The sequence below is a fragment of the Rhodococcus sp. P14 genome (assembly GCF_000256505.1).
Lineage (GTDB): Bacteria > Actinomycetota > Actinomycetes > Mycobacteriales > Mycobacteriaceae > Rhodococcus > Rhodococcus ruber.
This window is the reverse complement of the sequence record NZ_AJFC01000217.1, coordinates 1-21,794: the sequence shown is the minus strand read 5'-3', so window position 1 is coordinate 21,794 and position 21,794 is coordinate 1. Positions and strand designations below refer to the sequence as shown.

The following is a 21,794-nucleotide window of genomic DNA, read 5'->3' as shown; positions in this document are numbered from 1 at the left end:
GGCTACTGGGCAGCCGAAGCCGTGACCGTTTCGCTGTTCGCGACGGTGTCGCCGGTCGCGGCGGAACCGCCGCGGCGCCGCCGACGGCGCCGCCGTGCGGGCGCTGTTCCGCTCCCGGACTCCTCGCTCTGCCCCGAGGCGGAACTCGCGCCCGCCGTCTCGGGACCGGTGCCGGAGTGCTCGCCGCCGCCGGTCTCCGGCCGGCCGCCGCGCGTGCGCCGGCGGACCCGGGTGCGCTTGGGTCGTGCCGCATCCTCGGAGCCCTCCTCGCGGGCGGGCCGCTCGGTCGGCGTCTTGCGGACGGTTCCGGTCGTGCCGTCGGGGATGCCCAGCTCCTCGAACAGGTGCGGCGAGCTCGAGTAGGTCTCGACCGGATCGGGCATGCCCAGATCGAGGGCCTTGTCGATGAGCTGCCAGCGCGGAATGTCGTCCCAGTCGACGAGGGTGACGGCGATACCGGTGCGCCCCGCCCGGCCGGTGCGGCCGATGCGGTGGACGTAGGTCTTCTCGTCCTCGGGGCACTGGTAGTTCACGACATGGGTGACGTCGTCGATGTCGATGCCGCGCGCGGCCACGTCCGTGGCGACCAGCACGTCGATCTTGCCCTTGCGGAACTTGTCCAGCGCCTTCTCACGAGCGATCTGCCCCAGGTCACCGTGCACGGCCCCGACGGCGAAGCCGCGCTCGGCGAGCTCGTCGGCGACCTTCTGCGCGGTGCGCTTGGTACGGGTGAAGATCATGGTGGCGCCACGACCCTCGGCCTGCAGCACGCGCGCCACCAGTTCCGCCTTGTCGAGCGCGTGCGCGCGGTAGACGAGCTGGTTGGTGCGCTCGTGCACCGCGGAGGACTCCGGTTCCTCGGCGCGGATGTGTGTCGGGCGGGTGAGGAACGTGCGGGCGAGCGTGATGATCGGCCCGGGCATCGTGGCCGAGAACAGCATCGTCTGGCGACGGTCGGGCACCATGCCGAGGATGCGCTCGATGTCGGGGAGGAAGCCGAGGTCGAGCATCTCGTCCGCCTCGTCCATCACCAGCACGCCGATCTTGCCGAGGATCAGGTGACCCTGGTTGGCGAGGTCGAGCAGCCGGCCCGGGGTCCCCACGACGACGTCGACGCCCTTCTTCAGCACGTCGACCTGCGTTTCGTACGGACGTCCGCCGTAGACGGACAAGATCTTCAGGGCACCGGTGGAGCCGGGGAGGTACTTGGCGGCGTTCTCGAGGTCCTGGGTGACCTGCAGGCACAGCTCGCGCGTCGGCACGATCACCAGCGCGCGGGGCGTGCCGTCGAGGGCGGTGGTGCCGGACTCGGCGGTGGTGAGGCGGTGCAGCAGCGGGACACCGAACCCGAAGGTCTTGCCCATGCCGGTGCGTGCCTGTCCGATCAGGTCGTCGCCGGCGAGGGCGAGGGGGAGCGTCAGCTCCTGGATGGCGAAGGTGCGCTCGATGCCGATCTCGGCGAGAGCGCGGACGATCTCGTCCCGCACGCCCAGTTCGGCGAACGTGGGCGGGGTGTGGGTGGCGTCGAGTTGGGCCGACACCGTGGTTTCGGTGGCGTCGTCTTCGTGGTCGACAGTGATCTTGCTCAGGGGTCTGGCCTTCCTGGTCTCGGCACGCACGCACGAGTGGAGAGGCGACCGGGCCTGCGCCTCAGCGGCCGGTAGGGCTCTGCGAGGCGCGGCAGCGATCTGCGATCGGGTGCGCGCACATCATCGGTGAAGTCCGCGGGGCCGGTGGTCGGCGCCTCGAGGCGCGGCCTTCCGGAACCATTGTACCGGGTGCGAGTGCCGTGAGCCGCGCGGTCGCCGGCCGGGTACTACGCTGTGTCGTCATGGGAGCCGAAACGTCACCGTCACCGTCCCGTCCATCCGCCGCCCCGGTGCGCGTGCCGGCCGACCATCCCGGCGTCGCCGAGCTGTTCGCGGTGCTCGCCTACGGTGAGATCTCGGCCTTCTATCGCCTTGCCGACGATGCGCGGATGTCGCCGAGCCTGCAGGGGCGGGTGGCGTTCGCAAGCATGGCGGCGGCGGAGATGAGCCACTTCGAGACGCTGCACGCCGCCCTGACCGCGCGCGGTGTCGAAATCTACGCGGCGATGGAGCCCTACCGGCGTGCCCTCGACGCCTACCACGCGTCCACGAACCCGTCGAACTGGCACGAGTCGCTGGTCAAGGCATATGTCGGCGACGGCATCGCCGCCGACTTCTACCGCGAGATCGCCGGTACCCTCGCCCCCGAGGTGGCCGAGGTCGTACGAGAGGTGCTCGCCGAGACCGGGCACTCGGAATTCGTGGTGCACGAGGTCCGCGAGGCGGTGCGGCACAGCGCCGCCGACAAGGACCGGCTGATGCTGTGGGGGCGGCGGCTGCTGGGCGAGGCCATCACCCAGGCCCAGTACGTGATGGCCCAGCGGGAGGATCTCACCGATCTGGTGATCGCCGCTACCGGTGATCTCGCCGACATCGCGGCGTTGTTCGACCGGATGCAGCTCGAGCACGCCGACCGGATGGCAGTGCTGGGACTGCACTAATCTGGGCGGGGACAGCTGTAGAGCCCTGAGAGTTCGGAGGTCGACCGTGGAGGTCAAGATCGGTGTTGCGGACAGTCCCCGCGAGCTCACCGTGGTCAGCGAGCAGACGCCCGACGAGGTCGAGTCGCTCGTGACGCAAGCCCTGGCCGGCGACAAGGACGGCGTCCTGACGCTCGTCGACGAGAAGGGCCGCAAGCTCATCGTGCAGGCATCGCGGGTCACCTACGTCGAGATCGGCCCCGCCGACATCCGCAAGGTCGGGTTCGCGGCGAGCTAGAACGACGGCATCACGACGGAAGGGCCGGGGCGACTGCCCCGGCCCTTCCGTCGTTGCGGGCGCGACCTCGGTCGGCGCCGTCGCTCATCGCCGGCGCAGCTCCGGCTGCAGCGGCACGTGCGACAGACCACCCCAGGCGAGCGCGACCGTGGTGTCGACGGCGTCTTCCTTCGGGATCGGCCGGGCGGCCTCGAGCCAGTAGCGGGCCGTGAACTGGCTGGGGCCGACGAGGCCGACCGCCAGGATGCGCGCCCGGTACGGGTCGAGCCCGGAGTCGTGGCTCACCAGGTCGAACACCGCGTCGACGCACGCCTCGGTGGCCTGCTCCACGCGGTTCGCCACCTGCGGCTCGCCCATCAGATCCGACTCGAACACGAGCCGGAAACCCTGCGAGTCGTTGTCGACGAAGTCGAAGAACGCCTGCACCGCAGCGCGGACGCGCTGCCTGTTGTCGGTGGTCGACCGCAGGGCCTGGCGGACACCGGAGATCAGGCTGTCGACATAGCTCTGCAGTACCGCGCAGTACAGTTCGAGCTTGCCGGGGAAGTGCTGGTACAGCACCGGCTTGCTGACCCCGGCGCACTCGGCGATCTCGTCCATGCCGGCCGCGTGGTACCCGCGGGTGACGAAGACTTCGCTGGCTGCAGCGAGGAGCTGGACCCGGCGCTCGTCCCGCGGCATCCGGGCGCCGCGTCGAGTGCCGGTGCCGTTGCCCGAGCTGGTGGCGCGGCCGGACGATGTCCGGGCTGCGAGTTCGGTCATGTCGCTCCCAATCCGAGATATTCGTCGAAGTGATACCTACCACTACGACGTGCAATCGTCTCTGCACGTTACAGGCCGGGGGCCCTCGAGGTGCGGCGCACCCCTACCCACGAGTATCCCAGCCGAGGGGCTACTGTGCGCGGCGCCACAGCGGCGCGGGGGCGGTCGCGTGCCGCGCTTCGCGACCCGGCACGCCCCGCGACGACCGTGTGAGATTCTGGCAGCCGTGACCGAGCGAGCAGGAGCCGACGTGGCGGACACACCGCGCCGCCCGGTGCGCAGTCCGCACCGGACACCCGAGGATCGGCCGTCCGAGTGGCGCCGCACCCGCGCCCCTTCCCACCAGCCCCTGCGAGCCCAGTGGGATCCCGTTTCGGGGGAGAGCACCCGCCCGCGTCCGCCGCGCCCGGATCGCGGGGTGCGCCGGCAGAGCCGGCTCGGGCGCTTCGTCGCGACCTACGGATGGCGGGCCTACGCCGTTCCCGTCCTCGCGATCCTCACGGTGATCGTCGTGGTGGACGCCCTGCGCGCCGGTGGCGATCGACCCGAGCCCGCGGCAGCCGGGGACGCGGTAGCCGAATCCGGCGGCGTGGTGGGTGTGCCCGCGCCGGTCGCCGACGGCACGTTCCCCGACGATCTGCCGTCCGGTGCGCTCCCGGAAGGTGGGCCGTTCACGGCGGCCGGAACCGGCACCTGGCGGGTCGTGCCGGGGACCGGCGATCAGGTCGGCACCGGCCGCGTCTACACCTACACAGTGGAGATCGAGGACGGCGTCGACACCACCGGCTACGGCGGCGACGCCGCATTCGCGCGGATGGTCGACGAGACCCTGGCCAACCCGAAGAGCTGGATCCAGGACCCGGCGTTCGCATTCCGGCGCGTCGATCAGGGTGAGCCCGACTTCCGGGTGTCGCTGACCTCCCAGATGACGATCCGGCAGGGCTGCGGGTACGACATCGAACTCGAGGTCTCGTGCTTCAACCCCGGCGTGGGCCGGGTCCTGCTCAACGAGCCCCGCTGGGTGCGGGGCGCCGTCGCGTTCCAGGGGGACATCGGCTCCTACCGCCAGTACCTGATCAACCACGAGATCGGGCACGCCATCGGCTTCGCCGCCCACGAAGGGTGCGGGAGCGACGGAGGCTTGGCGCCGATCATGATGCAGCAGTCGTTCGGCACGGCCAACGACGACATCGCCGGGCTCGACCCCGAGGGCGTCGTCCCCCGCGACGGGCTGACGTGCAGGTTCAATCCGTGGCCGTATCCGCGAGCATGAGGATGGGACAATCGGGGAACCGCCCGATCGAACCGGCCGAGGAGCTGTCGTGACGTCACTGCCATCCCTGGTGGAATCCGGTGCACTGCCACCTCTGGTGGAACCCGCCGCGGACCTGACCCGCGAGGAGGTGGCCCGTTACAGCCGGCACCTGATCATCCCCGGGGTGGGGGTGACGGGGCAGCGACGGCTGAAGAACGCGCGGGTGCTGTGCATCGGTGCCGGCGGCCTCGGTTCCCCGGTGCTGCTCTACCTCGCCGCGGCCGGGGTCGGCACCCTCGGCATCGTCGAGTTCGACGACGTCGAATCGTCCAACCTGCAGCGGCAGGTGATCCACGGGGTCGCCGACGTGGGCCGGCCCAAGGGGGAGAGCGCCCGCGACACGATCCGGGGGATCAACGAGAACGTGGCGGTGAGCCTGCACCCGGTCCGGCTCGACCGCAGCAACGCCGTCGAGCTGTTCGAGCAGTACGACGTGATTCTCGACGGCACCGACAACTTCGCGACCCGCTACCTCGTCAACGATGCGGCGATCCTCGCCGGCAAGCCGTACGTATGGGGGTCGATCTTCCGGTTCGAGGGACAGGTGTCGGTGTTCTGGGAGGCCGCGCCGGGCGGGCGGGGACTGAACTACCGGGACCTGTACCCGGAGGCGCCTCCGCCGGGCATGGTCCCGTCCTGTGCGGAGGGCGGTGTCCTCGGGGTGCTCTGTGCGTCCGTCGGGTCGATCATGGCCACCGAGGCGATCAAGCTGATCACCGGCATCGGCGAGTCGCTGCTCGGACGGCTGATGATCTACGACGCTCGCGCGATGAGTTACCGGACGGTGACGTTGCGCCGTGATCCGGGCCGGGTGCCGGTGACGGAGTTGGTCGACTACGAGTCCTTCTGCGGTGTCGTGCCGGACGACGCCGCCGAGGCCGTGGCCGAGTCGACGATCACCCCGACCGAACTGCACCGGCTGCTCGAGTCGGACCGGGAGATCGAACTGATCGACGTGCGCGAGCCGGTCGAGTGGGACATCGTCCACATCGACGGGGCGCGGCTGATCCCGAAGGACCGCATCCTCTCCGGAGAGGCGCTGGCGGAGCTGTCGCAGCACAAGCCGATCGTGCTGCACTGCAAGACCGGGATCCGCTCGGCCGAAGCGCTCGCCGTGCTGAAGAAGGCCGGTTTCTCGGACGCCACGCACCTGCAGGGCGGCGTGCTCGCGTGGGCTCAGCAGGTGGACCCGTCACTGCCCGTGTACTGAGGGAACACGGTGAGATAACGATGCGGGAATGCTGTCCCCGGGTAACGGAGTGCCTTCCCTGAAGGCGGCGGCGCCGACTGTACGGTGTGCCCCGTGAGTCCCCTCGAACCCCCGCAGCACGTGCGCTCGACCTTCGGCCTACGCGACGTCGAACCGGTCCCGCTCGGGGCGGACTGGGACGGTGGCTGGCGCTGCGGCGACGTCGTGCTCTCGCCGGTCGCCGACCACGCCCGGGCAGCGTGGTCGGCGAAGGTGCGCGAGAACCTCGACGTCGACGGGGTCCGACTGGCGCGGCCGGTTCGCTCCACCGACGGCCGCTACGTCGTCTCCGGCTGGCGCGCCGACACGTACATCGTGGGCACCTCCGAACCACGGCACGACGAGGTGGTGGCGCTGTCGCTCCGGCTGCACGCCGCCACCGCCCAACTCGAGCGACCGCGCTTCCTCATGCAGCCGCCCGTGGCGCCGTGGGAGGACGTCGACGTGTTCGTCGCCGCCGACCGCGCGGCCTGGGAGGCGGTACCGCTGCGCACCGCCCGCGCCGCCGGCGCCCCCGACACCGTCACGCCCGACGGACGCAAGAGCATCGATCTGATCAACCAGCTCGCGACGTTGCGCAAGCCGGTCCACTTGCCCGATCAGCTCGTGCACGGCGACCTGTTCGGCACCGTGCTCTTCGCCGGCAGCGCCGCACCCGGCCTGACCGACATCACCCCCTACTGGCGACCCGCGTCGTGGGCGGCCGGCGTCGCCGTCGTCGATGCGCTGTCGTGGGGCGGCGCCGACGACGAGCTCATCGGCCGCTGGGAGGACCTGCCGGAGTGGCCGCAGATGCTGCTGCGCGCGGTGATGTTCCGGCTCGCCGTGCACGCCCTGCATCCGCGCTCGACGGAGGAGGCGTTCCCGGGGCTGGCACACACCTCGGATCTGGTGCGTCTGCTCCTCTAGGTCTCGCCTCCTCTAGGCGTCACTGCCGCGCAGCTCCCCGAACATCGCGAGGGCGGCGGCCGCGGCGCGACCCGGGTCTCCTGCGACGACGGCGAGCACCAGTTCGCGGTGCTCGTCGTGGAAGCCTGCGCCGGTCTCTTCGACGCGACGGCGGATCGTCTCCTCGATGACGGGTATCAGCGAGTCGTAGAACTCGAGGTACACGGCGTTGTGGCTGGCCGCGACGATCGCGCGGTGCAGGGCGACGTCGGCGGCGAGGGCGGCGGCCGAACGCGGGTCCGCCCACGCGCGCATCCGCGCGTCGAACAGTTCGGTCAGGTGTTCTGCGTCCGCCCGGGTGCGGCGCTGCGCGGCGAGCGCCGCGGCGGTGACGTCGAGCGCCTGCCGCAGTTCGAGCACGTCCTGTTCGTGGGCGTCGGCGAAGTAGGTGCCGAGTGCGCTGCCCACCTCCGAGGTGGCGACCACGTAGGTGCCCGATCCCTGCCGTCGCTCGAGCAGCCCCGAATGCACGAGTGCCTGGACGGCCTCGCGCACGGTGTTGCGGCCCGTGCCGGTCAGCTCGGCCAGGGTGGGTTCGGTCGGGATGCGGGTGCCCACTGCCCAGGCGCCGGTGCGGATGTGGCCGCGTAACTGCTCGGTGACCTGGGCGACGAGACCGGTGCGTCGCACGGTGCGCATGGGGCTCCTTCCTGCATCCGGAAAACGCCTTCGACGATATACATCGGGTCATCCTATGATTCGCTCCGTGGTTGTCACCGATGCCGGATCCACGTCCCTGCTGCGGGGACGTCTCCTCGTCTTCGTCGCGATCGTGATGTCCGCCCTCACGCTGCGCCTCGCCGTGACCTCGTTCAGTCCCCTTGCCGAACAGATCCGCGCCGAACTCGGCTTCGCGCCTGCCGTGGTGGGTGTCTTCGGGATGGTGCCGACCGCGATGTTCGCGGCGTTCGGTCTCCTCACCCCGGTCATCGCACGGCGAGCGGGGCTCGAGACCACGGCCCTGATCGCGATGCTGGCCGCCGGAGTCGGCATGGCGGCCCGCGCGCTGACTCACGAGACGTGGACACTGCTCGCGTTCTCGGCGCTCGCCCTCGCCGGAATGGGCGTCGGCAACGTGGTGATCCCGCCGCTGGTCAAGCGGTACTTCTCCGACCGGCTCGCCGTCGTGAGCACCGTCTACATCGTCGGCGTCCAGATCGGCACCGTGTTGCCCGCCCTGGCCGCGGTCCCCGTCGCGGAAGCCGCGGGGTGGCGCTGGTCGATCGGTCTGTGGGCGGCGTGGGCGTTCGCCGCGGCGATTCCGTGGATCGGCGTACTCCACCGGGCCCGGGGTGCGAAGCCGGGCACCCGCGACGCGCCCCCTTCCGCCCCTGCACCCGGCCGGGTGTGGCGCTCGCCCGTCGCATGGGGCATGGCCGGCATGTTCGGCATGACCTCCCTGATCACCTACTCGATGTTCACCTGGATTCCCGCCGTACTGCTCGACGCCGGGGGCAGCGAGGCACTCGGGGGCGCGATGACCGCGCTGTTCTCCTTCGTCGGCCTGGCGGCCTCGTTCGTCGCCCCCGCCGCGTGCGCCCGCATGCGGGATCCCTTCCCGCTCGTCCTCGTGTGCGTGGCGAGCTACGCCGTGGGGTTCACCGGCCTGCTGCTCGCACCGCTGACGGCCACCGCCCTGTGGGTGCTGGCGATCGGCGTCGGGCCGACCACCTTCCCCATGGCACTGACCCTGATCAACCTGCGCACCCGCACCCATGCGGCGTCGGCGGCGCTGTCCGGGTTCACCCAGGGCCTCGGGTACACCGTCGCCTGCGCCGGACCGGTCCTGGTCGGGGTGCTGCGCGAGATCACCGGTGGCTGGACGGCACCGTTCGTGTTCCTCGGCGGCGCCGCGTTCGTGGTCCTGATCGCCGGCCGGGTGGCCTGCCGGCCGCGGTACGTCGAGGACACCTGGGGCGGCTCCGGCGCCGATCCGCACCCCGCGCACCCCCGCGGCGACGACCTCACGGAGACCTCCTGCCGCAGGTGAGCATCTCTTGACGCGGCAGTCACCGAGGGCAGCACCGCGGCAACACCCGTTTCCTACCTTGGGTCCATCGATACCGACCCGAGGAAGGGGCATGGGGTGGCCGCAACGACCGGAATATCACCGACCGAAGGCCTGCGTGCGAAGTTCGCCCGCAAGCACCGCATCGAACACTGGGACGCCGAGGACACGGCGGCATGGGACGCCGGCGGCAAGGAGATCGCGAAGCGGAACCTGATCTGGTCCGTCCTGGCCGAGCACGTCGGCTTCTCCGTCTGGTCCATCTGGTCCGTGATGGTGCTGTTCATGCCGACCGACGTCTACGGCATCGATGCCGCCGGCAAGTTCTTCCTCGTCGCCGTGCCTACCCTGGTCGGTTCGCTGCTGCGCATCCCCTACACGGTCGCCACAGCCCGGTTCGGCGGTCGCAACTGGACCGTGTTCAGCGCGCTGGTGCTGCTGATCCCCACCGTCGCGACCCTGTACCTCATGCTCAACCCCGGCTTCTCCTACACCACCTTCCTGGTGGTGGCCGCGATCGCCGGCCTCGGCGGCGGCAACTTCGCGTCGTCGATGACCAACATCAACGCCTTCTACCCGCAACGGCTCAAGGGTTGGGCGCTGGGCCTGAACGCGGGCGGCGGCAACATCGGCGTGCCGGTGGTGCAGCTCGTCGGCCTGCTCGTCATCGCCACCGTCGGCAACACCGAACCGTGGATCGTGTGTGCCGTCTACCTGGTGCTGTGTGCCTTCGCCGCGCTCGGCGCGGCCCTGTTCATGGACAACCTCGGTGATCAGCGCGCCGACCTGCGAGCGATGGGGGAATCCCTGCGCTACCGCGACTCGTGGATCCTGAGCTTCCTCTACATCGGCACCTTCGGCTCCTTCATCGGTTTCAGCTTCGCGTTCGGCCAGGTACTGCAGATCAACTTCCTCGCCGGGGGCGCGACCGCCGCCGAGGCGGCCCTGCACGCCGCACAGATCGCGTTCGTCGGTCCGCTGCTCGGATCGATCGCCCGGCCGCTCGGCGGCAAGCTGGCCGACCGCATCGGGGGCGGCCGGATCACGCTGTACACGTTCGCGGCAATGGCCCTCGCGGCCGGACTGCTCGTCACCGCCGGCACCCTCGACGACGCCACCGCCGGCGCCGCCACCGGCGGAATCATGGTGACCTTCGTCCTCGGGTTCATCGCCCTGTTCCTGCTCTCGGGTATCGGCAACGGCTCCGTCTACAAGATGATCCCGTCCGTCTTCGAAGCCAAGGCGCAGAGCCTCGACTCGCTCGACAGGGCCGGGAAGGCCGCCTGGGCGCGCAGCATGTCCGGCGCCCTGATCGGTTTCGCCGGCGCCATCGGCGGTCTCGGCGGCGTCGGGATCAACCTGGTGCTGCGCGCCTCCTACAGCAGCGAAGCCAAGTCGGCGACCATGGCGTTCTGGGTGTTCCTCGCCTTCTACCTGGTCTGCATCGTCGTCACCTGGGCCGTGTTCCTGCGCCGCCCCAGCGCCCCCACCGGGCAGACGCCCGCCGAGCGCGACGTCACCACCGTGGCCGTCCGCGCCTGAGGGCGCCCCGGCCCCACCCGCACACCAAGGAAGAAGGAAACGGTATGAGCCACAAGTCTGTCGTCGTCGTCGGGCACGGCATGGTGGGCCACCGATTCGTCGAGGCGCTGCGCACCCGTGACGAGAACGACCTCTGGTCGGTGACGATCCTGTGCGAAGAGCCGCTGCCCGCCTACGACCGCGTGGGACTGTCCTCGTACGTCGGTTCCTGGGATTCGAGAGAACTCGCCCTCGCCGGCAACGAGTACGAGGGTGACGACCTGGTCGACCTGAGGATCGGCACCCGGGCCGCGGCGATCGACCGGGCCGGGCGCACCGTCACCACCGACGCCGGCGAGGTGATCGGGTACGACGCGCTCGTCCTGGCCACCGGCTCGTACCCCTTCGTCCCGCCGATTCCCGGCAAGGATCTGGCCGGGTGCTTCGTCTACCGCACCCTCGACGACCTCGACGGCATCCGGGCCGGCGCGCAGCAGGCCGCGCCGGGTGCGGTCGGCGTCGTCGTCGGTGGTGGACTCCTCGGGCTGGAGGCAGCCAACGCGCTGCGGATGCTCGGCCTGACACCGCACGTCGTCGAGTTCGCGCCGCGGCTCATGCCACTGCAGGTCGACGAGGGCGGCGGCGCGCTCCTCGCCCGCCTCGTCACCGACCTCGGCCTGACGGTGCACACGGGCGTCGGCACCGCCGGGATCACCGACGGTCCCGACGGGTTGCGGGTGGAACTGTCCGACGGATCGGTGATCGACGCCGCGCTGCTCGTGTTCTCGGCCGGGGTGCGCCCCCGCGACGAGCTGGCCCGCGACGCGGGGCTCGAGCTGGGCCCCCGCGGCGGCGTCCGCACCGACCTCGGCTGCCGCAGCACGACCGACGACGCGATCTACGCCGTCGGCGAATGTGCCGCCGTCGACGGCACCTGCTACGGACTCGTCGCGCCCGGCTACAGCACGGCAGAGGTCGTGGCCGACCGGCTCCTCGGCGGCGGCGCCGAGTTCCCGGGGGCCGACCTGTCGACCAAACTCAAGCTGCTCGGGGTCGACGTCGCGAGCTTCGGCGACGCGCACGCCGCCACCCCGGGCGCCCTCGAGGTCGTGCTGTCGGACGCGGCCAAGGGCACCTACGCCAAGCTGGTCGTCTCGGACGACGCGAAGACACTGCTCGGCGGCATCCTCGTCGGCGACGCCTCCGCGTACGGGTCGCTGCGGCCGCTCGTCGGCCGGGAGCTGCCCGGCGACCCTGCGGCGCTGATCTCGCCGGCGGGGGAGAAGCCGGGCGCCGGGTCGCTGCCCGACGACGCCGAGGTGTGCTCGTGCAACGGGGTCACCAAGGGGGCGATCTGCGGCGCCATCGCCGACGGCGCGTGCGACATCGCCCAGGTCAAGGCGTGCACGGGCGCCGGCACCACGTGCGGCGGGTGCCTGCCCACCGTCAAGCAGCTCCTCGCGGCGTCCGGCGTGGTCATGTCGAAGGCGCTGTGCGAGCACTTCGATCAGTCCCGGGCCGAGCTGTTCCAGATCGTGCAGGCCACCGACACCCGCACGTTCTCGGCACTGATCGCCAAGTACGGCCGGGGGACCGGCTGCGACATCTGCAAACCCGTCGTCGCCTCGATCCTCGCCTCGACCGACTCGGATCACATCCTGGGCCGGCAGCAGGCGGCGCTGCAGGACACCAACGACCACTTCCTGGCCAACATCCAGAAGAACGGCACCTACTCGGTGGTGCCGCGGATGCCCGGCGGGGAGTGCACCCCCGAGCAGCTCATCGTCATCGGCGAGGTCGCCCGCGACTTCGGGCTGTACGTCAAGATGACCGGAGGACAGCGCATCGACCTGTTCGGCGCGCGGGTCGAGCAGCTGCCGCTCATCTGGAAGCGACTCGTCGACGCCGGCATGGAGTCCGGCCAGGCCTACGGCAAGTCGTTGCGCACCGTGAAGAGCTGTGTGGGATCGACCTGGTGCCGGTACGGCGTGCAGGACTCGGTCGGCATGGCCGTCGACCTCGAGCTGCGCTACCGCGGGTTGCGCTCCCCGCACAAGCTCAAGTTCGGTGTCTCCGGCTGCGCACGCGAGTGCGCCGAGGCGCGCGGCAAGGACGTCGGGGTGATCGCGACCGAGAGCGGCTGGAACCTGTACGTGTGCGGTAACGGCGGCCAGTCGCCCAAGCATGCGCAGCTGCTCGCCGGCGGTCTCGACGACGAGACGCTCGTGAAGTACATCGACCGGTTCCTGATGTTCTACGTGCGCACCGCCGACCGGCTGCAGCGCACCGCGCCCTGGCTCGAGGCCCTCGACGGCGGTCTCGAGCACCTGAAGGCGGTCGTGTGCGAGGACAGTCTCGGCATCGCCGGCGAGCTCGAGGCGGCGATGGCCAGGCACGTCGCCGGATACCGGGACGAGTGGGCCGGCGTCCTGGAGGATCCCGAGAAGCTGTCCCGGTTCGTGTCGTTCGTCAACGCCCCCGACGTGGCCGACCCGACCGTGCGGTTCGACGACTCGGGCAAGCGGAAGGTGCCGGTACTGGTCGGAATGCCCTCTTACCGCGAGGGAATCTCGGGTTAACCCCCGAGAAACACCGGCCCCGGAGAATTCCGTCCGTAGTTCCAAGGAGGACATTCATGACCGTCATCGAGACGCACACCACCGAACGCGCGTCGCGCGCCACCGTGTACGACGGGCGTCTGGAATGGACGTCGGCCTGCCCGCTCAGCCACCTCATCCCCGGTCGCGGCGTCGCCGTGCTGCTGCGCGGCGGGGAGCAGGCCGCGCTGTTCCTGCTCGACGACGGCACGTTGCGGGCGGTGGGCAACTTCGACCCGTTCGGCCGGGCCGCGGTGCTGTCGCGCGGGATCGTCGGCGACCGCAGCGGGGAGCCGACCGTCGCGTCCCCGCTGCTCAAGCAGGTCTTCTCGCTGGACGACGGACGCTGCCTCGACGACCCGTCGGTCCGCCTGCCCGTGTACGACGTGCGGGTGTGGGCCGGAGTCGTCCAGATCCACAGTCTCGTGCCCGTGCACCGCGGTTACGGCGAGCGTTCGTGAGCGAGGACACCGCGCCGCTGCACGGCTTCACGATCGGCATCACCGCCGCGCGCCGCGCCGACGAGTTCGCCACCCTGCTGACCCGGCGCGGCGCGGAGATCGTCCATGCACCCGCCATCCGCATCATCCCGCTCGCGGACGACGCCGAGCTCGAGCGAGTGACGCGCGACATCCTCGACACCCCGCCGGACATCACCGTGGCCACCACGGCGATCGGCTTCCGCGGCTGGATGGGGGCCGCGGACGGCTGGGGCCTCGCCGAGCAACTCGGCGAGGCCCTGGGCGGCAGCCGCATCCTCGCCCGCGGGCCGAAGGTCACCGGCGCGATCCGCGCGGCCGACCTGCGGGAGGAGTGGTCCCCGGCGTCCGAGTCCTCCGCCGAGGTGCTCGAGCACCTCCTGGCGGAGGGCGTGGAGGGGGTGCGGATCGCGGTGCAGCTGCACGGCGCCCGGACCGAGTGGGAGCCCGGTGCGGACCTGTGCGAGGTGCTGCGCGACGCCGGTGCCGACGTGGTGGCGGTCCCGGTGTACCGGTGGACCCCGCCCGACGATCCCACCGCGATGGACCGGCTCATCGAGCAGATCGCCGATCACAGCATCGACGCGGTGAGCTTCACCAGCGCCCCGGCCGTCGCGTCGCTGCTGCTGCGTTCCAAGGCCACCGGCATGCTCGAGGCGATGCTGCGCGCCCTGCGCACCGGCGTCACCGCGGTGTGCGTGGGTCCCGTGACGGCCGCGCCCCTGGTCGAGCTGGAGGTGCCGGTCTCGGCGCCGGGCCGGGCACGGCTCGGATCCCTCGCCCGGCACCTCGCCGAGGAGCTGCCGCGGCGCGCCCACCGCATCGAGGCGGGCGGGCACGTGCTCAGCGTCCGCGGCCGGTGCGTCGTGGTCGACGGGGAGATCCGCTGCCTGGCGCCCGCCGCGATGGCGTTGATGCGAACCCTGGCCGCCCGCCCCGGCCGGGTCGTCTCCCGTGAGGAACTGCTCGCCGCGCTGCCCGGGGGCGGAGGCGACACCCATGCCGTGGAAACGGCGGTGGCGCGGCTGCGGTCCGCGCTCGGCGCCCCCGCGATCGTGCAGACCGTCGTCAAGCGCGGCTACCGGCTCGCGGTGGACCCCACCGGCGGCGCCGACAAGGACTACCCCGTCGGCGGCGCCGACAAGGACTACCCCGTCGGCGCCGCCGACAAGGACTACCCGATCAACTAGGGGCATCGTCCCCGGCCGACCCGTTCCCGACCAGGAGTTGTGACCATGACCGACCCGGCTCTGCTGCTCGTCGCCCACGGCACGCGCAATCCGCGCGGCGTCGAGACGATTGCGGCCCTCGCCGACGCCGTCTCCCACGAGGTGGGCACGACCCGCGTCGCCTTCGTCGACGTCCTCGGACCTTCGCCGTCGGAGGTGCTGCGCCGCTCCGGGCGACCCACCGTGCTGGTGCCCGCCTTCCTCGCCTCCGGCTACCACGTGCACGCCGACGTACCCCGGGAGGTCACCGACAGTGGGCATCGCGCCGTGGCGGTCACCCGCGCGCTGGGACCCGATCCCGTGCTCGCCCGGGTGCAGCTGCAGCGCCTCGCCGCGGCCGGCTGGCGACCAGGGGACGCGGTGGTGCTCGCCGCGGCGGGCTCCTCCGACCCGCGCGCCGTCGGCGACGTGCGCCGGGCCGCGGGCATGTTGTCGGCCCTCGCGCGCGTCGCCGTGCGCGTCGGGTACGTCGCCACGGGATCTCCACGCGTGCCGGACGTCGTCGCCGAACTGCGCGCCGCGGGTGCGGGCCGGGTGTTCGTCGCGTCGTACCTGCTCGCCGACGGCCTGTTCCACGCGCGTCTCGCCGACGCGGGCGCCGACGGCGTGGCGGCACCGCTCGGAGTGCACGACTCGATCGTGCGCCTGGTGGCCGACCGGTACCGGTCCGCGGCCACGGCGCTGCTCACCGCGGAGCCGCTGCGCAGGTGAGCTTGCCGACACGGCGCGGGCGATGAGAGCTGCGCCCCGTATCGTCGATCCCCGTGTCCGAAGCGATGGTAGAGCCGGGAGCCGGGTCCCGGAGTGACGCGGCGTGCCCGCCGCTCCCGGCACCGGGGCCGGCCCGGACGCTCCTGCTCGGCGTGCCCAGGCGAGGCCGGCGCTGGCCCGGCGCGCTGCGCGCCGCCGTCGCGGTGGCGCTGCCCGGCCTCGCCGGTCTTGCGTTCGGTCACGGACCCGTCGCCGCGACCGTCGCCCTCGGGGCGTTCGCCGTCGTGTACGGCGAGGGTCGCGCCTACCGGGCGCGGTGGAAGGTGGTGCTGTTCGTCGCGGCGGCACTCGTCGTGCTGGCCGGTGTGGGTGCCGGGGTCGGTGTGCTCGTGCAGTCGGGGGCGTCGTGGACGTGGCTCCTGCTCGTGGCGGTCATGACGGCCGTCGTCGCCGTGGGTGCCTTCCTGGTCGACGCGTTGCGGTTCGGTGCCCCCGGTGCGTTCCTGCCGCTGCTGACCCTGGAGATCGCCGCGGCGCTGCCGAGTGCCGGTGTGCCGGTCGGCGCGGTCGTGTCGTGGACGGCGGTGGGTGCGGGCACGGCGGTTGTCGTGTCGATGTCCGGCGTGGTGGTCCGGCCCCGCACGCCCGAGCGTGTCGCGGTGGCGGCGGCCGTGTCGGCCGTCGACACCTGCCTGCGCGCCCCGGCGGCGCTCGGCCCGCGGCACGAGGCGGTCCGGGCACTGCACGCCGCATGGATGTGCCTGCACGACGGGCGGATCGGCGACGGTGACCATCCGCTGACCCGGGCGCTCCGAGCGGCGCATCTGCGGCTCGCGACCCTCGTCGCGGGCACCGACGAGGGCGCCGCCTCCGAGACCGACGACCTGCGACCGCAACCGCCACTGCCGCGCCCGTCGGCGCGATACCGGCTCGCCCGGGCAGCTCGGCCCGGCAGCCGATCCTGGACCATCGTCGTGCGCCTTGCCGTGGCCGGTCCCGTCGCGGGCGCACTGGCACTCGCGGGCGGTGTCGGACGACCGGACTGGGCGGTGATCACGGCGGCGATGGTGCTGCATCAGGGACCCGACCGGGTGCTGGGCAGCTACCGGGGTCTGCACCGGTTCGCCGGTACCGTCGTGGGCCTCGGCGTGCTGGCCGCGGTCGTGTGGGCGGCGCCGACGGCCGTGGGGGTCGTCGTGGTGGTGGCGGTGCTGCTGGCCGGAACCGAGGAATACCTCGTCCGCAACTACGGGGTGGCGATGGTGTTCATCACGCCGCTCGCGCTGCTGCTCGGGGGCGGTGGGGTGCCGCACGACTTCACCGTGGTGGCTCGCGACCGGTTGCTCGAAACGGTGATCGGCGTGCTCGCCGCCGTCGCGGTGCTGTGGTTCGTGTTGCCGTCCGCGCATCGCCGCGTGCTGCGCTTCGCCGACGCGCGGGTCGCCGAGACGGTCGCCACCATCGTGCAGGCGCGCGCGGCGGGGGAGCGGACCGCGCTGCCGGAACTGTGCCGCGACCTGGAGTTCGATCTGCACGCCGCGACGACCGCAGCGATCGTCGCGGCCCACTCCGAACCCGCCTGGACGCGCGAGCGGTGGCCGGAGCACCGGCGACTCCACGAGACCGGATACCGGGTCCTCACGCATCCGGGCTGACCGGTGCCGGTCACTGCGGCAGCGGCACCAGCTCCACCGGATCGCCGTTCTCCGCGCCGGGTGGCACGAGCGCGATCGCGCGCCGTCCGATCAGTCCCGCCAGGTGCGCGGTGCGGACCGCGTTGTCGCACACCCACGATCCGTTGCCGGTCTGTCGGGCCGGCAGCAGCCGGGTGACGTCACCGCTCACCTGCGAGGCGTTCGCCAGCGGTGCGGTCCACGGTGCCTGCGGCCGGCGGCCCGTCAGACCGTCGACGACGGCGGGCAGCATCACCAGCAGCGTCGCGACGGCCGCGACCGGATTGCCCGGCAGGCCGAGCACCACTCGGCCGTCCGGCAGCACGGCTGTCACCTGGGACCCGCCCGGCTTGCACCGGACCCGTTCGACGACGATCGACGCGCCGGCCCGCGCCAGCGCAGAGCGCAACTGGTCCGCGGCCCCGCCGCCGGTCGCCCCGGCGACGACGATCGCGTCGACGCCGGTGGTCTCGCCGAACAGCCGGTCGAACCCGTCGCCGGTGTCGCGCAGGTGCGCCTCCCCGGCGACGGCGGCCCCGCACCACTGCACGAACCGCGGCAGGACGGGACCGAGCGAATCTCGGGTCTGACCCTCGCGCAGCGGCCCGTCGCGGCGGATCTCGTCGCCGGTGACGACCACGTGGACCCGCACGGGTCCGCGGACCTGCACGGCGGTCACCTCGCCGCTCAGCGCCGCGGAGATCACCGCCGGGCCCAGGGCGACGCCCGCCGCGGCGAGTTCGACGCCGGGCGCCCAGTCCTCCCCGCGACGGCGCGCGTCGTCGCGCACCGGGGCATCGGGTATCCGGGTGACGGTGCCGTCGGTCACCTCGACGTGTTCGTCGCGCACGACCGTCGTCGCGCCGGGCGGCAGGTAGGCGCCGGTGGCGATGCGCGCCGCCTGGCCGTTCTGCAGGGTGAACGGCTCGGTCGCGCCGGCCCGGTGGACCTCGGCGCGCAGCAGCCACGGTCCGTCGCCGGCGACGGCGTATCCGTCCATCGCCGACACCGCGGCTCTCGGCAGCGCCTCGGCGGCGACGAGCGGTGCGGCGAGGGTGGCGCCCTCCGCCTCGTGCGGCGCGCGGGTGCGGACCGGCAACCGCGGCAGCGACTTCCGGAGCGCCGCGCGCGCGGCCTCGGGGTCGGCCGCGATCAGCCCGGAACGGGCGGCCCGGGCCTGCGCGAGCTCCTGCGGTGTGTCGCAGTCCGCGGTCCCCGCCACCGGGACCGTGACGTATCGCTCCGGCAGCAGGGCCTTCATCGGTTGATTGGCCGGATCCGCCCCCAGCGCGGCGAGGTGGCCGGCGAGCGCGGGACCACGCCACGCGGCGAGCAGGAACTGGATCCGCCCCGAGTCGTCGACCGCGAACGCCGCGTCGGATCCCGGGGCTCCGCGCAGGGCCTCGACGAGTGCGGCGACCGTGTCCGCGGTGAGGAACGGCAGGTCCGCGGCGAGGGTCAGCACCACCGGCTCGTGGACGCCCGCGGCGGCGAGCGCGGCAACCGGCCCGGCCCCGGCGGGCTCTTCCTGTACCTGAATCACCGCGGGGTCGAGATCGTCGCGTCGTGGTCCGACGACGGCGATCCGCCGGCACCCGCCCACCGCGGTCAAGGCGATGTCGAGCAGTCGCCGTCCCCCGACGACGAGCGCGGGCTTGTCGACACCGCCCATGCGGGTCGCGCGCCCACCCGCGACGATGACGGCCTCCACGTCGGTCAGCGAACTCATGAGGTCATGCTGCCCGACGCCGGCCGGCGCGGCGTGCCGGGCCGGGTCAGTCCGGCGTGTGACGACTGCGCGGCGGCCCGCCGATCCCACACCGGCCCCCGCGTCGGCGGGGTGCGCGGCGGCCGGTGCACGCGTGCGGGAGGTCCTGCTGCGGTGCCTGCCCGGGCGGCGCGGTTCGCACCGCCCGCGGGGGTGTCGCTGTGCTGCCGGCTGCGGGACGGCCTCGGCTCCACCCGTCTCGTCGCCGCGGCGGAACGGCAGGACTCGTCCTGCCGCCGGGCACCCGATTCGGCGCCGGTCGTGCGTTCGACGACCATCAGCGCCGGCCGTTCACCCAAGCGGTCGCGGACCTACTCGCCGCGGTCGACGTGCCGGCCGGGCTCGGCGCGGCCGTCCTGGAGCCGCGTGCAGCGGCACCAGGTGTGAGCCGGTTCAGAACCGGTGTCGCGCCGCCGCGAGATCGACCCGGCCGTCGCGGATCGGCACTCCCTCCCGGCCCAGCCTGGCGAGCTGCCGGTGGGCCAGGTGCGCGGCGGGCCTCCCGGAGGCCGGGACCACCCGGTGCCACGGCAGGTCCGCGCTGTCGGTCCGCATGATCCAGCCCACGGTGCGCGGGCTGGACAGTCCGGCCGCCGCCGCGACGTCGCCGTAGGTGGTCACGCGGCCTTCGGGGACCGCCGCGACCAGTTCCCGGACGCGTTCGACGTCGGCCTCGCTCGTCGCCGGCACCTACAGCAGCTTCCGGACGAGGGCCGCCGTCTCCTGCGGTCGTGCCTGTTCGATCATGTGGTCGCAGTCGAGGTCGAGTGTCGTGAGGTTCGTGCCGAGCCGGTCGGCGAGGGCGGCCCGGAACTCGTCGGTGACGTACGGCGGCTGCACCTTCGCGGCCCGCGCGACGATCGTGGGCAGGTGGGCCGGGGGCAGGACGAACTCGCGTGCCAGCTCGCTCCACGACGCCACGAGCGCGGGAACGCACAGCCGCCAGTTGACCCGGCCGGAATCGAGGGTGACCAGGTGCTCGGCGAGTTCGGCGTCGAGCAGCGCGGGATCGACCTCACCCCAGGAACCGTTCGTCTTGTCGGCACGGGCCTCGGCCGCGTCCGTGTAGTCGGGGTGCTGCACCGTCAGCTCCGCGATCTCGAGCATGCGTTCCGGCGGCAGCCCGATCGCCGGATCCAGCAGCACCAGACCGCGCACCCGCTCGGGCGCAGCCGCGGCCAGATGCACGGCCAGGGCACCGCCGAACGAATGGCCGACCACCAGCACCGGACCCGAGGCGTGGGCGTCGAGGACGGTGAGCAGGTCCCGTACGTGTGTCTCGAAGTTCCACGGCGGCGTCCACGGGGAGCGGCCGTGTCCGCGCAGGTCCGGCGCGAGCACCCGTGCATGGGGGAGGTGCTGCGACGCGAGGTGCTCCCAGCGCCGGCCGTGACCGGTGAGGCCGTGCAGGGCGAGCAGCTGCGGACCGTCGACGGGACCGAACAGGTGGGTGTGCAGTTCGTTCACCCGTCGATTGTGTCAGGGCCGCGGCCGGCTCCAGGGGCAGCCGATGCGCTCGCACGGGACCGGTGCGGCCGTGTCGGCCGATCGGCAGGGACGGGCCGGGCTCCCGGACCGGGGGTGGATTCGGTCTCGCGGGCGGTCAGACCGGCCGTGCCGGCGGGAACGACCACCGCGGCGACGGGGCGGCCGCTCACCCGGTCACGAACCACCACGGGGGGTCCGTCCTCGTCGGCGCAGTAGCGGTCGCCCCACTGGAGAAGTGCGACCAGGACGGGGAAGAGGTCCATGCCCTTGTCGGTGAGCCGGTACTCGTTGCGGGTGCGGTGTCCGGCCTCCCGGTACGGCGCCGGGCGCAGGATTCCCGCCGCCACCAGTTTGCGCAGGCGATCGGCCAGGATCGGCTCGGACATCCCGATGTGCCGCCGCATGTCGTCGAACCGGCGCACGCCGTTGAACGCCTCCCGCAGGACGAGCAGGGTCCACTTCTCGCCGATCACGTCCAATGTCCGCTGCACGGAACAGTTCGTCGTGTCCGTCTCCAACCAGCGCATGCCCCGAGGCTAGCCCCTTGCTCACTGCAATTTCAGAAGTTAGCGTGGCGCCATGGACACCACCGGTACCGATCTCCCCAGCGACAGCGCCTTCCTGCAGGCCGCGGGCCTCGTGCTCGACGAGGTCTCCGGCACCCGGGTCACCGGGCACATCGATCTGGGGCGGGACCATCACACCCCGTGGGGCGTCGTGCACGGCGGTGTCTACACCACCGCCGTCGAATCCGCGGCCAGCGTCGGAGCCAGCGCCGCTGTCCAGGACCGCGGCCAGTTCGCGGTCGGGGTCCACAACAGCACCGACTTCCTGCGCTCGAGCACGGGTGAGCGCGTCGACGTCGTCGCCGAACCACTTCAGCAGGGCCGCGTCCAGCAGCTGTGGCTCGTCACCGTCACCGGCACCGAGAGCGGCAGGACCCTGGCGCGCGGTCAGGTCCGGCTGCAGAACGTTCCGCTGCCCGGCTGACTCGCCGCTCGCGGTCGGTTTCATGGTCGCCGCTCGCGGTTGTGCTGGATTCACCGCTCGCGGCGGTGCCGTCTTCGCCGCTCGCGGCGGTGCCGTCTTCGCCGCTCGCGGCGTGTCGGACCCGTCTGCTGGAATGGCCGCATGACCGACGCCGACCTTCGCCCCGACGCCCGGCCGCAGCAGGTCGAGGTGCGTCTGGTGCCGAGGCCGGACGAGGCACCCCCGCAGCGCCGATGGCCCGAGGACGTG

General features: G+C 72.3%; 20 protein-coding genes. 13 read left to right on the top strand and 7 right to left on the bottom strand.

Features of this window, described 5'->3' with window-relative positions:
• Positions 1-2 precede the first annotated feature (2 nt).
• Positions 3-1,619, bottom strand: coding sequence for a DEAD/DEAH box helicase (locus OEY_RS0115265; RefSeq protein ID WP_010594721.1), 1,617 nt, complete (start codon positions 1,617-1,619; stop codon positions 3-5).
• 212 nt (positions 1,620-1,831) lie between these two features.
• Between OEY_RS0115265 and OEY_RS0115260 the strand changes: the two genes are divergently transcribed.
• On the top strand, positions 1,832-2,530 hold the full coding sequence (locus OEY_RS0115260; protein WP_026137492.1) for a ferritin-like fold-containing protein: 699 nt from the start codon (positions 1,832-1,834) through the stop codon (positions 2,528-2,530).
• A gap of 46 nt (positions 2,531-2,576) precedes the next feature.
• Positions 2,577-2,807, top strand: a complete 231-nt coding sequence (locus OEY_RS0115255) for a DUF3107 domain-containing protein (protein WP_003939138.1) — start codon at positions 2,577-2,579, stop codon at positions 2,805-2,807.
• An 84-nt stretch (positions 2,808-2,891) separates the two neighbouring features.
• On the opposite strand, the gene OEY_RS0115250 is transcribed toward OEY_RS0115255, so the two are convergent.
• Positions 2,892-3,569, bottom strand: coding sequence for a TetR/AcrR family transcriptional regulator (locus tag OEY_RS0115250; protein ID WP_010594719.1), 678 nt, complete (start codon positions 3,567-3,569; stop codon positions 2,892-2,894).
• Between the two features lie 274 nt (positions 3,570-3,843).
• Between OEY_RS0115250 and OEY_RS0115245 the strand changes: the two genes are divergently transcribed.
• The 3 genes from OEY_RS0115245 (at position 3,844) to OEY_RS0115235 (ending at position 7,042) form a co-directional block, all read left to right on the top strand.
• Entirely contained in the window at positions 3,844-4,842 is a 999-nt protein-coding gene (locus OEY_RS0115245; protein WP_372471409.1) for a DUF3152 domain-containing protein, read from the top strand.
• Positions 4,843-4,891: 49 nt separating this feature from the next.
• Positions 4,892-6,094 carry an adenylyltransferase/sulfurtransferase MoeZ gene (gene moeZ / locus OEY_RS0115240; RefSeq protein ID WP_443216044.1) on the top strand — a complete coding sequence of 401 codons (1,203 nt, stop codon included), beginning with the start codon at positions 4,892-4,894 and terminating at the stop codon, positions 6,092-6,094.
• 93 nt (positions 6,095-6,187) lie between these two features.
• The gene (locus OEY_RS0115235; RefSeq protein ID WP_010594716.1) at positions 6,188-7,042 is read left to right on the top strand and encodes a TIGR02569 family protein; all 855 of its coding nucleotides are present in this window, start codon (positions 6,188-6,190) and stop codon (positions 7,040-7,042) included.
• Between the two features lie 12 nt (positions 7,043-7,054).
• On the opposite strand, the gene OEY_RS0115230 is transcribed toward OEY_RS0115235, so the two are convergent.
• Positions 7,055-7,720 carry a FadR/GntR family transcriptional regulator gene (locus OEY_RS0115230; protein ID WP_010594715.1) on the bottom strand — a complete coding sequence of 222 codons (666 nt, stop codon included), beginning with the start codon at positions 7,718-7,720 and terminating at the stop codon, positions 7,055-7,057.
• A 55-nt stretch (positions 7,721-7,775) separates the two neighbouring features.
• Between OEY_RS0115230 and OEY_RS0115225 the strand changes: the two genes are divergently transcribed.
• The 7 genes from OEY_RS0115225 (at position 7,776) to OEY_RS0115195 (ending at position 17,281) form a co-directional block, all read left to right on the top strand.
• On the top strand, positions 7,776-9,071 hold the full coding sequence (locus OEY_RS0115225; protein WP_010594714.1) for an MFS transporter: 1,296 nt from the start codon (positions 7,776-7,778) through the stop codon (positions 9,069-9,071).
• 96 nt (positions 9,072-9,167) lie between these two features.
• The gene (locus OEY_RS0115220; RefSeq protein WP_010594713.1) at positions 9,168-10,631 is read left to right on the top strand and encodes an MFS transporter; all 1,464 of its coding nucleotides are present in this window, start codon (positions 9,168-9,170) and stop codon (positions 10,629-10,631) included.
• Positions 10,632-10,675: 44 nt separating this feature from the next.
• Entirely contained in the window at positions 10,676-13,189 is a 2,514-nt protein-coding gene (nirB, locus tag OEY_RS0115215) for a nitrite reductase large subunit NirB (protein WP_010594712.1), read from the top strand.
• A 56-nt stretch (positions 13,190-13,245) separates the two neighbouring features.
• Entirely contained in the window at positions 13,246-13,668 is a 423-nt protein-coding gene (gene nirD / locus OEY_RS0115210) for a nitrite reductase small subunit NirD (protein ID WP_010594711.1), read from the top strand.
• Positions 13,665-14,876, top strand: a complete 1,212-nt coding sequence (locus OEY_RS0115205; protein ID WP_010594710.1) for a uroporphyrinogen-III synthase — start codon at positions 13,665-13,667, stop codon at positions 14,874-14,876. The genes nirD and OEY_RS0115205 overlap by 4 nt, the downstream gene beginning before the upstream one ends.
• 45 nt (positions 14,877-14,921) lie before the next feature.
• Positions 14,922-15,626: a sirohydrochlorin chelatase gene (locus OEY_RS0115200; RefSeq protein ID WP_010594709.1), complete on the top strand. Its 705-nt coding sequence runs from the start codon at positions 14,922-14,924 to the stop codon at positions 15,624-15,626.
• A 65-nt stretch (positions 15,627-15,691) separates the two neighbouring features.
• Positions 15,692-17,281, top strand: a complete 1,590-nt coding sequence (locus OEY_RS0115195; RefSeq protein ID WP_048771107.1) for an FUSC family protein — start codon at positions 15,692-15,694, stop codon at positions 17,279-17,281.
• Positions 17,282-17,291: 10 nt separating this feature from the next.
• Here the strand turns inward: OEY_RS0115195 and OEY_RS0115190 are convergent, their stop codons facing one another.
• The 4 genes from OEY_RS0115190 to OEY_RS0115170 all read right to left on the bottom strand — a co-directional run bounded on the left by OEY_RS0115190 (position 17,292) and on the right by OEY_RS0115170 (position 21,082).
• Positions 17,292-19,028, bottom strand: coding sequence for an NTP transferase domain-containing protein (locus OEY_RS0115190; protein WP_010594707.1), 1,737 nt, complete (start codon positions 19,026-19,028; stop codon positions 17,292-17,294).
• A gap of 432 nt (positions 19,029-19,460) precedes the next feature.
• Positions 19,461-19,757 carry an MGMT family protein gene (locus OEY_RS0115180; protein ID WP_010594705.1) on the bottom strand — a complete coding sequence of 99 codons (297 nt, stop codon included), beginning with the start codon at positions 19,755-19,757 and terminating at the stop codon, positions 19,461-19,463.
• Complete coding sequence (locus OEY_RS0115175) at positions 19,758-20,534, bottom strand: alpha/beta fold hydrolase (protein WP_010594704.1); 777 nt, start codon at positions 20,532-20,534, stop codon at positions 19,758-19,760.
• Positions 20,531-21,082, bottom strand: a complete 552-nt coding sequence (locus OEY_RS0115170; protein WP_172603606.1) for a winged helix-turn-helix transcriptional regulator — start codon at positions 21,080-21,082, stop codon at positions 20,531-20,533. The genes OEY_RS0115175 and OEY_RS0115170 overlap by 4 nt, the downstream gene beginning before the upstream one ends.
• Before the next feature lie 52 nt (positions 21,083-21,134).
• Between OEY_RS0115170 and OEY_RS0115165 the strand changes: the two genes are divergently transcribed.
• Positions 21,135-21,545, top strand: coding sequence for a PaaI family thioesterase (locus tag OEY_RS0115165; RefSeq protein ID WP_010594702.1), 411 nt, complete (start codon positions 21,135-21,137; stop codon positions 21,543-21,545).
• Positions 21,546-21,794 lie beyond the last annotated feature (249 nt).